This is a genomic window from Lysinibacillus sp. KCTC 33748 (genome assembly GCF_002237755.1).
Taxonomy (GTDB): Bacteria; Bacillota; Bacilli; order Bacillales_A; family Planococcaceae; genus Lysinibacillus.
Genome location: NZ_MWSJ01000016.1, coordinates 65,861 through 80,611 on the forward strand (window position 1 = coordinate 65,861; position 14,751 = coordinate 80,611).

Here is a 14,751-nt window from a genome sequence, read left to right on the forward strand (position 1 = left end):
CAAATAAAAATCTGCTCGCTCTACGCGGGTAAGCTGTAAACCTTCAAAGAAACTCCGGTGTCTATGAGGGCTTGTAGGCTTACAATTCCCGTGGATGAATCGGGCAGATTTTTTTCGCATTATTGTGCAAGAAGACGCCCATCTCAAAATTCGTTAGGTGAGTTTATAAATTGGTTTATGTACATATGAAGTAGGAAAATGATTAGTGTGTTAAACTAGTGTCAAGTAGATAGAAGGTGGGAAATTACATGTCAGTAATAAATTTATTAAATGAAGATTTACAAGCAAAATGGAAATTTGAAGAACCGATGAAAATTCAAGAAGAAATGATTCCAGCAATGCTTGAGGGCAAGGATATTGTAGCTGAATCGCCGACAGGATCGGGGAAGACGTTAGCATATGTACTTCCTTTACTAAATAAAGTAAACGGTTCAAAAAAACAAACACAAGGACTTATCGTAGCCCCATCACAGGAGCTAGCAATGCAAATTGTAGAGGTTATCCGTGAATGGACAGCAGGTTCTGATATTTCGGTTCAGCAACTAATTGGTGGTGCAAACTCTGCACGTCAAATCGAAAAGTTAAAGAAAAAACCGACGATCGTTGTAGGAACACCAGGCCGATTAAATGAATTAGCACGTGCTGGAAAATTAAAGCTAAAAGAAATAGAAACAGTTATTTTAGATGAATGTGATCAGTTACTTAGTCGTGAATATCGCGTTGTCGTAAAATCCTTTATCGAAGGTTCAGCATATGGACGACAAGTAGTTGTTGTTTCAGCAACAATTACGGAGGAAATTGAATTAGTAGCTAGTCGCATGATGTTCGAGCCAGTACGCTTCAAAATTAAACCTGAAGATATGTTGAAGGTTGGTAAAGTTGTACACTCTTTCGTGAAAGTAGAGGAGCGAGATAAAACTGATTTCCTACGTCGACTATCACATACTGAAGGATTACGTGCACTAGCTTTCGTCAACAATATAGATCAATTGCTAATGAAGGAAACGAAATTACAATACCGTGCGGCACCGATTGTGACATTACACTCTGACATGAAAAAAGAAGAACGTAAAAAGACATTAGATGCATTCCGTAAAGGAGAAGCGCGTGTTTTAATTGCTACTGATATTGCTGCACGTGGTTTAGATATTGCAGGTTTAACACATGTTATTCATGTCGATGTTCCAAGAACAATTGAGCAGTACTTACATCGTTCTGGCCGTACAGGTCGTGCTGGAGCAGATGGCGAAGTATTAACATTATTATCATATCGTGATGAAAAAACGTATAAAAAATGGACTAGAGAAATCTCTGGAAAACCTGTGCAAAAAATTTGGCATGAAGGCAAGCTAATGGAGGGCAATTCAAAAACAATTGGACAAAAGCGAGGTAAATAATATGACATTTGAAGAAAAATTACAAGCATATGCAGAACTTGCGGTAAAAGTCGGTGTTAATATTCAACAAGGGCAATATTTATTAATCAATACATCAGTCGATGCATTGGATTTCGCCCGTTTAGTCGTGAAAGAGGCTTATAAAGCTGGGGCAGGACGTGTTCATGTTAATTTTTCAGATGATGAAATGGATCGAGCTTATTTTGAGAATGCCTCAGATGAAGAATTTAATCGTTTCCCAGAATGGGTAGTTAAAATGCGTGATGAGGTGATCGAACGTAAAGGAGCACTATTATGGATTGATGCTGCAAACCCTGATAAATTAGCAGGTATTTCAGCAGATCGTCTAGCTACCCATCAAAAAGTATCAGGAGCTGCTCTGAAAAATTATCGCAACGCAATAATGAAAGATTTAATCGCCTGGTCGATCGTTGCCGTCCCTTCACTAAAGTGGGCTTCGAAGGTATTCCCGAACTTAGCTGCTGAGGAGCAAGTACCAGCATTATGGGAGGCTATTTTTAAAACTGTTCGTATCGGTGAAGGCGATGCTGTTGAAAACTGGAATGAACATGTAACAAATTTAGAATCTCGTGCGACCCTACTGAACAGTAAAAAATATGCGAAGCTTCACTATACAGCGCCAGGTACGGATTTAACAATTGCCTTAGCGCCACAGCATAAATGGATTACTGGAGGTGGTAAAACGCCAGATGATACGATCTTTATTGCTAATATGCCGACAGAAGAGGTTTATACGTTACCGATGAAACAAGGTGTTAATGGCTATGTCAGTAATACAAAACCATTAGTTTATCAAGGGAATATTATCGATGGATTTAAGCTAACATTTGAAGAAGGAAAAATTGTTAATGCTGAAGCACAGGTAGGGCATGATTTATTACAGGAGCTTATTAATGTAGATGAAGGCTCTTGCTATTTAGGTGAGGTAGCGCTTGTACCGCATGAATCACCAATTTCAGCATCAGAGATTTTATATTTTAGTACATTGTTTGATGAAAATGCATCGAACCATTTAGCGATTGGCGAAGCTTATCCAACTTGCTTAGAGGGTGGAAGAGATTTAGAAAAAGGGCAGCTTGAAGCATTAGGTGCAAATATTTCAGTAACACATGAGGACTTTATGATTGGCAGCGGTGAGATGGACATCGACGGTATTTTACCAGACGGAACTGTAGAGCCAATTTTCCGCAAAGGTAGCTGGGCATTTTAGGCTCTTGATTTAAAGAAGGGAGTTGAGCAGATGAAACGATTACTAACCATAATTGGTACAGTTATACTCACGATGGTATTTAGTATTTCATCTGCTTTAGCTCAGACCGAAAACTACCTGTCAATTGGAGATTCCTTGGCGGCTGGTCAAACACCTTATCAACAGATTGATACAGGCTACAGTGATTTAATCGCCATGAAATTAGGAATGACTGGACAATTGAGCTTCTATACGAAGGAGCTCGCTTTTCCAGGCTATACAACAGCCGACGTTTTGAAACGAGTAAAATCAGAGGAAGCAAGTGACTTATTAGCAAATGCAACACTTATTACTGTTTCGGCAGGCGCCAATGATTTACTGCGGCTAGTGCAAGTTAATCCAACTGCCGGTACATTAGCCTTTTCACAGCTACAAATCGATTATGCATTAAACATTGCCAGAAAAAATATGGAGAAGATTTTAGAAGGGTTAAAAGAGCGAGCACCTAAAGCAAAAATTTATGTAATGGGCTATTATTTTGCTTATCCAAATGTTCACCCTTCGCAAAAAGAAGGAACAAATGCACAGCTCGTTAAGCTAAATAAGATTTTACAGCAACAGGCAGAGCATGCTGGAGCAGCTTATGTAGACATATATGATGCTTTTGGGTTAAACGCTAGAAACTTTTTACCCAATATCTCTGATGTACATCCTAATTTTGAAGGCTATCGCCAAATGGCAAATGCATTTTTACATGAATATAGTGGAAGTAAAGCTCTAGCCATTTCTTCAAACGAATTGCCAAAGCTCAACCCTATTTCATTTGACCAGATTTTAGAACAACTGGTGAAGGCAGAGCAGAAACGAGAGGAAAAAGAAAAAACAACTCCTACAGCGCGTGCCCTCCCAAGTTTTAAAGGATATGCTGCTTTTATGGAGAAGGTAAGAGCTAAAGAAAATTTTTAATGTAACAGGGCATTCGATAAGGATGCTCTTTTTTATGTTGAAGATCTATCAAAATATAGGCGACGGAAAGAATCATCGAAGTGACCGATACAGCCCGAAACGATGGATACACCCTGACACGTCAGAACCCTAAGTTATGATGAGGGCCCTATTATAATTTTCAAACTAATAAAAGGAAAAACAAACAATCCAACAGCCATGATAAAATGAAATAGATAGGAGGCGCACAAAATGAAAATATTTCATACAGCAGATTGGCATTTAGGGAAGCTTGTACAAGGCGTCTACATGACCGAGGATCAACATTTTATTTTACAGCAATTTAAGCTAGCTATAGATGAAGAGAAACCAGATGTTATCGTTATAGCAGGTGATTTATATGACCGTTCGATGCCTCCGATTGAGGCAGTGAATTTACTAAATGATATTTTGGCGGAAATTGTGCTTGATAAGAAAATTCCTGTGTTAGCAGTTGCCGGGAATCACGATAGTGCAGGTCGATTAAACTTTGGAAGTAGTTTAATGAGTGATAGTGGATTACATATTAAAGGCCAGTTTACGAAAGACCATGCACCGATCGTTTTACATGATGAATATGGTGAAGTACATTTTCATCTCGTACCTTATGCAGAGCCAGCGTCAGTACGGACGATTTTAGAGGATGATTCCATTCGTTCTCATCAAGAGGCGATGGAAAAAATTATTGAATATATTGGGCAAAGTTTAGATTCTACAAAACGTAATGTTTTTGTTGGACATGCCTTTGTGACGAAGTATGGAGAAGAAGAAGCAAATACGAGTGAATCAGAGCGACCTTTATCAATAGGGGGCTCGGATTGCATAAATGCGGCATTGTTTAAGCCTTTTCATTACACGGCACTTGGACATTTGCATAAAGCGCATTTTGTGTTGAATGAAACGATTCGATATGCCGGTTCTCCATTGAAGTATTCATTATCAGAGCACCTACATGAGAAGGGCTTTTTAATAGTTGAGCTAGATGAACAGGGAGAAATAACAGTTACGAAGCGAAAGCTTATACCGAGACGAGATTTACGAGTGGTAGAGGGGATACTGGATGATTTATTGCAATTACCACCAAGTGATGATTATGTATTTGTACGTTTAACAGATACTACGCCAGTAACTTCGCCGATGGAACGTATTCGTACAGTGTTTCCTCATGCGATGCATGTTGAGCGTAAAACAATACGCCAAGAAGTAGCACAAGAAATTCAAGCGGTTGAGACAGAGAAGATAGAAGACATCGATTTATTCCGATCATTTTTTACAGATATAATAGGTATACAGCCAGATCAAGATACAGAGCGTCTATTTACAGAGATGCTGCAAGAATTATTAGATGAGGAGCGAGAAACAGTAAAATGAAGCCTTTAAAGTTAACGATTACTGCATTCGGTCCATATAAAAATACAGAGGTTATTGATTTTCAACAGCTAGGTGAACATCGTCTATTTGCGATATCTGGAAAAACAGGTGCGGGGAAAACGACGATTTTTGATGCTATATGCTATGCACTTTACGGATCGGGTAGTGGTGAAGACCGTCAAGATACGGCAATGTTACGAAGCGGGTTTGCAGATGATGATGTGTATACTGCTGTGGAACTTGTTTTTGAAATGCATGATAGAGTGTATCAAATAGTACGTCAGCCAGGTCATATTAAAGAAAAGAACAAAAGTGTTACTGGTAAGAAAATAGAGCTGGCTGAAATCAAAGGAGACACACTTGATTATAGTATTGTAGAAAAACAGCAAACACTTGAGATAGATAAAAAGCTACAGGAAATAATAGGCCTGACAAAGGATCAATTTAGTCAAATTGTTATGCTGCCACAAGGTGAATTTCGCAAACTATTAACTTCAGATTCTACGAATAAAGAAGTTATTTTGCGCAAGATTTTTAAAACAGACCGTTTTGGTGCTATGACAAAAAGACTTGATGCGAAACGAAAAGAAACAGAAAGTGATTTACTGCGCGCGAAGCAATTAAAAGAGCATCTTCTTGGCCAAATTGCGGGGGCTTTGCCACAGCGCACGTCATCTCTATTTACTTGCATTACTAATAATACCGAAAATATGCATCAGCTAAAGAAGGCTCTGGAAGAAGAGCAGACCTACTATACTGAATGTATACAATTGGAACAGCAACGTTATAAAGTAGCTTATGCGCATCATCAAAAAGAGCAAGAGTTTTATAGTATGGCGAAAACATTGATTGAGCAATTTGATGAGCAAACGAATCGCCAGAACCGTTTGCAAGCATTGCTACAAGAGCAAGGTGTATATAGCGCAAAAGAACGTGAAATTGCATTAGCAGAAAAAGCAGAACGTCTTGTTATACTTGAGCAACAATGCGTCGATTTACGTGCTGAGCAAAATCGTAAAGAACAATCCTGTCAACAAGCAGTGACAGAGCAACAAAACGCAGAAGCTCAGTTAAAAATAGCGCAAGAAAGATTTAATGTTGAAGAGGCGAAGGAACCTGAACGCCAACACGTTTTACAACGGGAGTTACAGCTCCAAGCATTATTACCAACTTTCGAGGCGTATGAGAATAATCTTCAGCAACTGCGAATAGCTGAACAATATGTTACAACAGCCAAACTAGCAGTAGACGATAATCGTAAAATTGTAGAAACAGGACAAATGCAAGTTCAGCATCTAGCAACAACAATTGAACAATATGAAAAACAACTTGAGCCATATGAAGGTTTTTTAGAACAGTTACCGAAGCTAAAAGAGCAAGTATCATACTTAGCGCAAGTTGAAAAATACACTAGAGCAGTAGAAATGGCAGAACAGGATGTAGCCACGGCTAATGTTCACTATCAAGAAAGTAAGAAAGCTCTTCAAAAGTTGGAGCAGCAATGGATTGCGAGTCAGGCAAGTATTTTAGCACAGCAGCTTAAAGATGGAGAGGCTTGCCCAGTGTGCGGTAGTACAACACATCTCGAAACACATCGTGAGCAATTAGAGATGATCGAATTAGCACAGGTGGAAGTTTTGCGAGTAAAGGCTACTAATGCTGAGCGCAAGTTTTTAGAGAAAGAAGCTTTATTGAATTCTTCAAAGCATCTTCTGCAAGAGGCATTAGAACAGTTAGAGTTGAATGAGGTTGATCAATCGAACCAAGCACAAATTGTAGCTTCCTTACAAAATATAGAGCAACAAATTACTATCTTAAAAGTAGTAAGCAATCAATTGTCTGATGTACGCATGCAACAAAAGGATCATCGTGCACGAATGGAGCAGCTACAAGAAAAGCAATTAAAGCTAGAGCAATATTTAGCTGAAAAGACGAAGGAATTGACTAAACAACAAGTAGTTGTGGAAGAGCAGCAAAAACATATTCCAGAAAATCTTACGACGCTACATGCAATGAAACAGGAAATTGCTCATATAGGTTCTCAAAAGGTTGCCTTACAAACTGCGTGGACTATTAGCCAACAAAGTTTGCAAGCTGCCAAGGAAGCAGCAAACAATGCTAGAATGACCGTCGAAATAGCGAAACAGGCTTTTGAGGAGCTAAAGCTGAAAATGGATGAAAAGCGCGAACAATTTTCAGTAAGTATGAAGGAAGCCGGCTTTGAAAGCTATGAAGAATTTGCTACTGGGAAGCGTAGCGTGTTGCAAATAGAAGCTTTACGGAAGGCATGCAGTGATTATGCTATGCAAATCCACACTTTACAGGTGCAAATTACTGAGGGAGCGAAGCACCTTAAAGGACAAGAGAAACAAGATTTAACGGCAATGGAAGAAAAGTTAGAGATGCTTCGTGTAACCTATGAGGAAGCCTTTAAAGTATTGCAGCAGATGGAAGGATTTGCGAAAGCTTGCACAGACTTTATCGAAAAAGTAGAGGAAGCGGAGCTGGAAATACGCTTACTTGAAAAAGAAGCGGGACGAGTAAAGGAACTTTATGCAATGTTAAATGGGCAAAATGTGAAAAAGCTGTCCTTTGAGCGTTATATTCAAATCAATTATTTAGATAAAATTACAGAGGCAGCAAATGTCCGGCTTTATCATTTATCCAACGGTCAATTTGAGCTACGACGTTCAGATCGTTTAGAAAAGCATGCTAAGCAAAGTGGACTTGGGCTAGATGTGTATGATGCCTATACAGACCAATTACGTGATGTAAAAACATTATCAGGGGGAGAAAAGTTTAATGCTTCTTTAAGTCTTGCCCTTGGGATGGCAGATGTCATTCAAAGCTTTCAAGGTAATATCCGTATTGAAACAATGTTTATTGATGAGGGCTTTGGTTCTCTTGATGAAGAGGCATTAAATAAGGCGATTGATACGCTTATTGATTTACAAGATTCTGGACGCATGATTGGCGTCATTTCGCACGTTGCAGAGTTAAAAGCTACAATGCCTGCAGTGTTGCACGTTGAAAAAACAATGAATGGTCACAGTCAAACATATTTTGAAGTGAAATAAAAAAGAGGCGTATTTCCGATGTGTGGAAATACGCCTTTTTATTACTTTTTATTTACGTAAGGATATGTTCCTTTTTTTGCAGCGATTACTTTTTTAACAATTGGAATAACGATTGGTGCTAATTTAACGGCGGTTTTGACAACTTTAGATACTTTCAAAAAATAACAGCTCCTTTTAGTACTCTCTGTTCAAGGTTGAAATGAAACTTATCGGATAACGCGAACTGCTTGAATAATATTCCAAATGACAATTCCGATTGAAACAAGAATGTAAATCAAAAATGAAACTAACCAAATGATAAGAAAAGAACTACTACCTGAATCTGGTTCAAAAGTGTTGAATGATAAAGTTGAGAAAATAAAGACTGCAAAAAATATTATTCCAAATACGACTGGGATTAAATGTGATATTAATGCTCGAAGAGAATGACTCTTTACGTCGTTATCTTTTGAAACAAAGTAAACGACTGATGGCACAATAAAGGGTGCAAAAAAGATACTGAGATAACTAAAGGCAGATAAAATTTTTTGGTTCTCCATAGTTGTACCTCCTTTTTAAATATTTACGCATGAAAAACAGTAAAGTTTCAAAAAAAATTAATGTGGAAGAGGTTGTAATCGTTACAGTGTTTGCGTACAATGAGGTTGTTCAACTAAATTAAGATGTAACGACCACAAGGGGAGCTGATGATGTCAGCTGAGACTGGGCACGTAATGCCTTAACTCTTTGAACCTGTAAGTTAACGCTTGCGTAGGGATGTGGATAGAAACCGACACTTTTACGATGTGAGGCTCTGTCCTGGCATCGTTTTTTTATCTTTATTGATGCTAGATAGGGACATATTTGCCAACTGATTTCTATTCCTGCTCTTGTATCCTACATCGGAACAAAGGAGAGAATAATTATGGACAATAAAAAACTATTAATGCTTGTGGAAATTGCGATATTCGCAGCGATTGGCCTTGTGCTTGACCAGGTTTCCTTTAAAGTATGGGCACAAGGAGGCTCTGTTAGTCTCGTAATGGTGCCAATAATGTTAATAGCATTTCGCTGGGGCCTTATTCCAGGCATGGTAACGGGTTTACTTATTGGTGTTATGCAAACAATGTTTGGCGCCTATATTATACATTGGCTTCAAGGAACACTTGATTATGGTGTTGCCTTTACGGTAGTAGGCTTAGCGGCCGTAGTGCGTGGGCCAGTGCTTGAGGCAGCAAAAGATTTAAACAAAAAGAAAATGGCGCTTTATATTATTGTAGGAACGGTATTAGCGGGCTTTTTACGTTATGCAGCACATACCATTGGAGGCGCTGTATTTTTCGCAGAGTATGCTGGCGATCAAAATGCATGGGTTTATTCAATCATCTATAATGGAACATATATGCTACCAGCAACGATTTTAACAGCGATTGTCGGTGTTTTGTTATTTACGGCAGCACCTCAATTAATGCAACGAAAATCATAATGATTATGCCCTTCACATGAGTGAAGGGTTTTTATTTTTAGGCTGTTAAAGATTGTTGCTATCAAAACATAAAGACAGATTAAATTTAGATACTGTGCAGTAATCAAGTTTCCCTTCCTAAGCAATTTCTCCATAGCTTTCAATTATGACAAAAATTGCATTATTGAATAATCAATGGTAATAATAGTTGAATGATGGTATATTATATAAATCTTTTGCCGATTTTACGAAAGGGAGCGCGTTAATGAATAAAACACTTGAAAATTTACAAAAAGAAATTATATTTGAAGCAAAAAAAGGATACCCCATTTTGCTTTCTGGCGCCGTTGTCTTTTTAATTTTCGCCTTTATGCCCTTAGTTTTCCCAATAGAAGCTATACGTTTAATTTGGATATTTGGCTTAGGTGTCATCTTTCCTATTGGGATTGTCATTAGTAAAATTCTGGGTGTTAATTTACTCTCTACTGACAACCCTTTAGGTACTTTAAGTGGAATAGTAGCAGCTCCTCAAGCTTTTTATATACCTGTATTTATAATTGTGTATATGAAAATACCTGAATACCTGCCCTTCACAATTGGCCTACTAGCAGGCTCTCATTTTCTGCCTTACATATGGATTTATAAAAGCAAAGCATATTTATTTGTTACTTTAGGAATCTGTCTTTCTGCTCTAATTTTAGGTGGCTTCTTTGTTGGTCAAGCTTTCACTCTAGTACCTTTAGCAATGTCTATTGTTTATGGAGTTGGTGCTCTTTTAATTCTAAGAGAACTCAAAGTCAGTCATGTTTAAGCACCTATTGTCAGTTGAATAACAGTAAACCACTGAATCTTTTTAAAAAGCATCTGAAATAAAGGTGCTTTTTGTCTTTTCTAATGCTGCAACTGTGAAATAGTTAGATTCAGTTAGCGGAAAATAAAAAAGCAGAGTTAAGCGAAGCGCCAGCAACAAAGCGCCCAGCCGGAACGGAAATCAATCTCACGTTATGGAGATAAGCCTGTTTTCAGCACTTTATAATTTAAGATGGCATATAATATTTAAAGCGTTTAGCGTTTTAAGCATAGAAAGTTATGTTATATTAAATAGTAGATATTAGATGAAAGGGACGTTAAAAATGATTGTAAAAACGCAAGAAGAAATTGAAGCCTTTAAAAAAATTGGCCGTATTTGTGCTGAAATTCGTGAAGCAATGAAGGCTGCTACAAAACCAGGTGTAACAACACTAGAACTAGATGAAATTGCAGGCCGTATGTTTGCTGAGGCTGGAGCAGTTTCTGGACCTAAAGGGGAGTATGATTTCCCAGGATACACATGTATTAGTGTTAATGAGGAAGTCGCACATGGTATTCCAGGTGAACGTGTGATTAAAGAAGGAGATATCGTCAATATAGATGTATCTGGTTCATTAAACGGCTATTTTGCTGATACAGGCATTTCATTTGTAGTTGGTGAAGGTTATGAGGATAAAGAAAAGTTGTGTCGCGTAGCCAAAAGTGCTTTTGATCGTGCGATGACAAAAGTAAAAGCTGGATCAAAATTAAACCAAATCGGAAAAGCTGTTGAGCGTGAAGCATATGCTAATGATTTAACAGTGATTATGAACCTAACAGGACATGGTTTAGGTCGTTCTTTACATGATGAGCCAAACCATATTTTAAACTATTATGATGCATGGGATTCTACAATTATGAAAGAGGGTATGGTTCTTGCAGTTGAGCCATTTATCTCAGCGAAAGCGGAGCATATTGTGGAGTCTGGTGATGGCTGGACATTCGTTACACCAGACAAATCATTAGTTGCTCAAATCGAGCATTCAATTATCGTTACAAAAGACAAACCAATTATTTTAACTTCACTTGATGAACAATAAAAAAGCTAAAATCCTGCTACCAACTTATTTTTGGTGGGCAGGATTTTTTTTAATAAATAATATACCGACAAGTAGCACCCCACATAAAAACAAGGCTGCCGTTGACACAAGTAGCTCATCAAAACCATTATGTAATACGACCCCTATATAGGACCAGATAAATACACTTGGATAGATAATATCAAAATAATGGAATCGAATATGTAGTGCTATTGCAACCCCAAGTGTCAGTAAAATAACTGCCCACAGTGGATCACTAAGTCCAAAACCATTCCATTGGTAGGATGTTAGCGTGAAGCTTACATTTGTCATCAGGCTGAATGTAACCCATGCGAAGTAAATAGAGAAGGGTAAACGACCTGTAAGTGAGTTATTGCTGAAAGGGTACGTTTTGTACAACTTTGATAAATACAGTACTAAAATAAACGTACTGACGATTGACATGATAAATAATTCGTGATGCCAAACAACAATTGCTAGCGCCTGCATGATACATATGCTACTAAAGAGAACAGTCTGTTTAATAGATGTCTTTTTTAGATTCATGACTAACCAATAACCAAGTAACATGTAAACCACAATCCAAATCACATAACTAACATTAAACGGTGCAAATATTACTGGAAAACGATTTGAAATCTCTAAGGAAGATTGACCGTTTATTTTCATGAAATAGGATGAAAAGGTTAGGATAAGTGAGACAATGTAAGTGATTGTCATCAAAAAAAATCGAGGCATGTTTTCCTCTCCCTTCGTGTTAAATTGTATAGGGAAAAGACAAATAAGTATAGGACTGTAACGTACTATTTTCATTATAACGGAAATTTCCAACAATGTATCGTGTTGTTTCGCTAAAATTATCTACAATTTACCATTTAAATAGGCGTTCATATATTTCTTTAGTACAATAGAAGTATACAAATGTAAGGAGTGAAGTTTTAATGACTCAAAATTTAAATGATCTAGATCTAACAGTTAATCTAGATAAGAAAATGTATAAAAAGAAATTAAAAGTACTCCAGTATGAAATGTTAAATGCTCAACAGTTTTTATTAAACAATAAAATAGGGTTAATTTTAGTATTTGAAGGTATGGATGCCGCTGGTAAGGGGGGCGCTATTAAGCGTCTAATTGAACGTGTTGATCCACGTGGTTATGTCGTACACCCGATTTCAGCGCCTCAGCCCCATGAACTACGCTACAATTATTTACAACGCTTTTGGAGAAAGCTGCCACAGCATGGACAAATCGCAATTTTTGATCGCTCTTGGTATGGTCGTGTATTAGTTGAGCGTATTGAAGGATTTGCAACAAATGAAGAGTGGTCTCGTGCATACGGAGAAATGAATAATTTTGAAAAGATTTTAACGGCAGGAGATTATATTGTCATTAAGTTTTGGCTTCAAGTATCAGATGAGGAGCAACTTAAACGTTTTAAAGAACGTGAGCAGGATCCATATAAGTCTTGGAAGCTAACAGATGAAGACTGGCGAAATCGTGAAAAAACACCACTGTATATAGAAGCTGCAAATGAAATGTTTGAGAAGACTGATAAGAAAAATGCTCCATGGGTTCTAATATCAGGAGACGATAAAAAGTATGCTCGTGTACAGGTACTGCAAGAGACACTAGCACATATCGAACGTGAAGCAAAAAAACGTGGCCTTCATTTAACGAATGTCTTAGACAAAACGCATTTAGAAGATGCTGAATCGTCTAGCCTTGAATTGCTAGAAGAGAAGCCTAAAAAACAAAAACAAAAAGTGAAATAATGTTATTGATGCTGTAACAACAAGACGAGATGTTTTAGTTGTAGCAGCATCTTTTTTTACATACAATAAAATAAAACTTCAATTCGGTGGGTGTTTACCCACAAATTGTTAGTGAGCATAATAGTCAGCTAATCGTCGACTATGTTGATTGAAAATCAATTTAAAACAGGGAACGACAGTTACTGACCTTTAAAGTGAGATGCAGTGAAACTTCAGGCTATTAGGGTTAGATCCATTGAAAATGAATGCAGGCTTTAAACAATTATCGGAAGGTTAGTGTGGAGAAATGGTGCTTAAAATTTGGAGACTATTGAGGAAAAAGGGTGAAAATGTGGTATCAATTCAGGGGGATAAATGCTACATTCGCACATTTTACGAAAAAGATGCACAAAGTTTAACTGATCTCGTAAGCCGCAATAAATATTTTTGGTCTACATACGAACCGTTACAACGACCTGAATATTATACAATTAATGCTCAATATAAAAAAATTCAAGAAAGCTTATACTTAATGGACTCAAAGAGGGAGTTTACTTTCGGTATCTTTGAGCCGGGTACAAATAATCTAATAGGACATATTGCTCTTTATGCAGTAAAACGTTTACCGTATTCCAGTGCATTTGTTGGCTATGCGATGGATGAAATTTATGTGGGGAAAGGGATCGTAACAGAAGCGGTTAATATGGTTGTGCAATTTGCGTTCGAGCAAGTAGGCTTACATCGTGTAGAGGCTTATGTTTCAACACAAAATAATCCTTCTATCCGTGTTTTAGAAAAGTCTGGGTTTCAGCAAGAAGGCCTCTTGAGAGAGCTGCTGTACATTAATGGCAAATGGGTGGATCATTACATGTATGCACGTTTAGAGAACGAATAAAAAGAAGCGTCTAACTTTCAAGTCATGAAGGATAGACGCTTCTTATCTTTACTATTGTTTGCTACCGTCTATGATTAAGTCAAGGCGACCTGTATTTGGATCAACTACTAATCCATGAACGGGCACATCTTTCACCATTAACGGGTGATTGCGAATTGTATCTACGCTTTTCTTAACACTTGTTGCTACGTCGCCAAAGCCACGTAAAAACTCTTTTAAATCAAGACCTGAATTTTCTACCGTTTTGATAGTTTCAGGGTTAATTCCTCTAGCAACCATTTTACTTAGCATTGCTTCTGGGTCAATTGCGCTCATACCGCAGTCGTAATGTCCAACAACATACACTTCATCTGCTTGTAGTTCATAAACAGCTACAAGTAAACTACGCATAATTGCACCAAAAGGGTGACTAACTAATGCCCCAGCACTTTTAACGATTTTTACATCGCCATTACGTAAATTCATAGCTTTAGGTAACAGCTCTACAAGTCGAGTATCCATACACGATAACACAACGATGCGTTTATCAGGATACTTTGTTGTAATAAAAGGCTCATACTTTTTTTCTTGAACGAAATCTTCATTAAATTTAAGAATATCTTGTAACATTGTCATGAAAGATTGCTCCCTTCCCTACAGAAATATTTTAGAGCAAAATGATCAATATGCAAATAATAATGACAATATTCACGCAATTTTTTTAAGAAAAAAAGAAGTTTAGTAATCTTTTAGC

At 37.5% G+C, this 14,751-nt stretch carries 13 protein-coding genes and 1 riboswitch; of the genes, 10 read left to right on the forward strand and 3 right to left on the reverse strand.

Features of this window, described 5'->3' with window-relative positions:
• Positions 1–248 precede the first annotated feature (248 nt).
• From B1B04_RS17555 to B1B04_RS17575, 5 genes are all read left to right on the forward strand, one after another.
• Positions 249–1,397: a DEAD/DEAH box helicase gene (locus B1B04_RS17555; protein ID WP_079562698.1), complete on the forward strand. Its 1,149-nt coding sequence runs from the start codon at positions 249–251 to the stop codon at positions 1,395–1,397.
• Position 1,398: 1 nt separating this feature from the next.
• Complete coding sequence (locus B1B04_RS17560; protein WP_079562699.1) at positions 1,399–2,628, forward strand: aminopeptidase; 1,230 nt, start codon at positions 1,399–1,401, stop codon at positions 2,626–2,628.
• 30 nt (positions 2,629–2,658) lie between these two features.
• Positions 2,659–3,573, forward strand: a complete 915-nt coding sequence (locus tag B1B04_RS17565) for an SGNH/GDSL hydrolase family protein (protein WP_079562700.1) — start codon at positions 2,659–2,661, stop codon at positions 3,571–3,573.
• Positions 3,574–3,804: 231 nt separating this feature from the next.
• Complete coding sequence (locus B1B04_RS17570; RefSeq protein WP_079562701.1) at positions 3,805–4,962, forward strand: exonuclease SbcCD subunit D; 1,158 nt, start codon at positions 3,805–3,807, stop codon at positions 4,960–4,962.
• Positions 4,959–8,039, forward strand: a complete 3,081-nt coding sequence (locus B1B04_RS17575; RefSeq protein WP_079562702.1) for an AAA family ATPase — start codon at positions 4,959–4,961, stop codon at positions 8,037–8,039. Before B1B04_RS17570 ends, B1B04_RS17575 begins: the two co-directional genes overlap by 4 nt.
• Before the next feature lie 206 nt (positions 8,040–8,245).
• Here the strand turns inward: B1B04_RS17575 and B1B04_RS17580 are convergent, their stop codons facing one another.
• Positions 8,246–8,578 (reverse strand): magnetosome magnetite crystal formation protein family, encoded by a 333-nt coding sequence (locus tag B1B04_RS17580; RefSeq protein ID WP_079562703.1) that lies wholly within the window; start codon positions 8,576–8,578, stop codon positions 8,246–8,248.
• Positions 8,579–8,705: 127 nt separating this feature from the next.
• Positions 8,706–8,813: riboswitch (TPP riboswitch) on the forward strand.
• A gap of 130 nt (positions 8,814–8,943) precedes the next feature.
• Between B1B04_RS17580 and thiT the strand changes: the two genes are divergently transcribed.
• The 3 genes from thiT to map all read left to right on the forward strand — a co-directional run bounded on the left by thiT (position 8,944) and on the right by map (position 11,372).
• On the forward strand, positions 8,944–9,504 hold the full coding sequence (gene thiT, locus B1B04_RS17585; RefSeq protein ID WP_079562704.1) for an energy-coupled thiamine transporter ThiT: 561 nt from the start codon (positions 8,944–8,946) through the stop codon (positions 9,502–9,504).
• Positions 9,505–9,748: 244 nt separating this feature from the next.
• The gene (locus B1B04_RS17590) at positions 9,749–10,294 is read left to right on the forward strand and encodes a DUF7010 family protein (RefSeq protein ID WP_079562705.1); all 546 of its coding nucleotides are present in this window, start codon (positions 9,749–9,751) and stop codon (positions 10,292–10,294) included.
• 322 nt (positions 10,295–10,616) lie between these two features.
• A complete protein-coding gene (gene map / locus B1B04_RS17595; protein ID WP_079562706.1) occupies positions 10,617–11,372 on the forward strand; it encodes a type I methionyl aminopeptidase in 756 nt (251 codons plus the stop codon).
• Between the two features lie 24 nt (positions 11,373–11,396).
• On the opposite strand, the gene B1B04_RS17600 is transcribed toward map, so the two are convergent.
• Positions 11,397–12,110, reverse strand: coding sequence for a hypothetical protein (locus B1B04_RS17600; RefSeq protein WP_079562707.1), 714 nt, complete (start codon positions 12,108–12,110; stop codon positions 11,397–11,399).
• Positions 12,111–12,313: 203 nt separating this feature from the next.
• Here B1B04_RS17600 and B1B04_RS17605 point away from each other — a divergent pair, with 203 nt between their 5' ends.
• Positions 12,314–13,144 carry a polyphosphate kinase 2 family protein gene (locus B1B04_RS17605; RefSeq protein ID WP_079562708.1) on the forward strand — a complete coding sequence of 277 codons (831 nt, stop codon included), beginning with the start codon at positions 12,314–12,316 and terminating at the stop codon, positions 13,142–13,144.
• A gap of 286 nt (positions 13,145–13,430) precedes the next feature.
• On the forward strand, positions 13,431–14,018 hold the full coding sequence (locus B1B04_RS17610; RefSeq protein WP_079562709.1) for a GNAT family N-acetyltransferase: 588 nt from the start codon (positions 13,431–13,433) through the stop codon (positions 14,016–14,018).
• A 51-nt stretch (positions 14,019–14,069) separates the two neighbouring features.
• Here B1B04_RS17610 and B1B04_RS17615 read toward each other — a convergent pair whose 3' ends face one another.
• The gene (locus tag B1B04_RS17615) at positions 14,070–14,633 is read right to left on the reverse strand and encodes a beta-class carbonic anhydrase (protein WP_079562710.1); all 564 of its coding nucleotides are present in this window, start codon (positions 14,631–14,633) and stop codon (positions 14,070–14,072) included.
• Between the last annotated feature and the right edge of the window lie 118 nt (positions 14,634–14,751).

What these genes read in the sequence shown, in the direction of transcription:
- B1B04_RS17555 (WP_079562698.1), top strand. Translation starts at nt 249, where the DNA reads ATGTCAGTAATAAATTTATTAAATGAAGATTTACAAGCAAAATGGAAA.
- B1B04_RS17590 (WP_079562705.1), top strand. Translation starts at nt 9,749, where the DNA reads ATGAATAAAACACTTGAAAATTTACAAAAAGAAATTATATTTGAAGCA.
- B1B04_RS17560 (WP_079562699.1), top strand. Translation starts at nt 1,399, where the DNA reads ATGACATTTGAAGAAAAATTACAAGCATATGCAGAACTTGCGGTAAAA.
- B1B04_RS17615 (WP_079562710.1), bottom strand. Translation starts at nt 14,633, where the DNA reads ATGACAATGTTACAAGATATTCTTAAATTTAATGAAGATTTCGTTCAA.
- B1B04_RS17580 (WP_079562703.1), bottom strand. Translation starts at nt 8,578, where the DNA reads ATGGAGAACCAAAAAATTTTATCTGCCTTTAGTTATCTCAGTATCTTT.
- thiT (WP_079562704.1), top strand. Translation starts at nt 8,944, where the DNA reads ATGGACAATAAAAAACTATTAATGCTTGTGGAAATTGCGATATTCGCA.
- B1B04_RS17610 (WP_079562709.1), top strand. Translation starts at nt 13,431, where the DNA reads ATGGTGCTTAAAATTTGGAGACTATTGAGGAAAAAGGGTGAAAATGTG.
- B1B04_RS17600 (WP_079562707.1), bottom strand. Translation starts at nt 12,110, where the DNA reads ATGCCTCGATTTTTTTTGATGACAATCACTTACATTGTCTCACTTATC.
- B1B04_RS17570 (WP_079562701.1), top strand. Translation starts at nt 3,805, where the DNA reads ATGAAAATATTTCATACAGCAGATTGGCATTTAGGGAAGCTTGTACAA.
- B1B04_RS17605 (WP_079562708.1), top strand. Translation starts at nt 12,314, where the DNA reads ATGACTCAAAATTTAAATGATCTAGATCTAACAGTTAATCTAGATAAG.
- map (WP_079562706.1), top strand. Translation starts at nt 10,617, where the DNA reads ATGATTGTAAAAACGCAAGAAGAAATTGAAGCCTTTAAAAAAATTGGC.
- B1B04_RS17575 (WP_079562702.1), top strand. Translation starts at nt 4,959, where the DNA reads ATGAAGCCTTTAAAGTTAACGATTACTGCATTCGGTCCATATAAAAAT.
- B1B04_RS17565 (WP_079562700.1), top strand. Translation starts at nt 2,659, where the DNA reads ATGAAACGATTACTAACCATAATTGGTACAGTTATACTCACGATGGTA.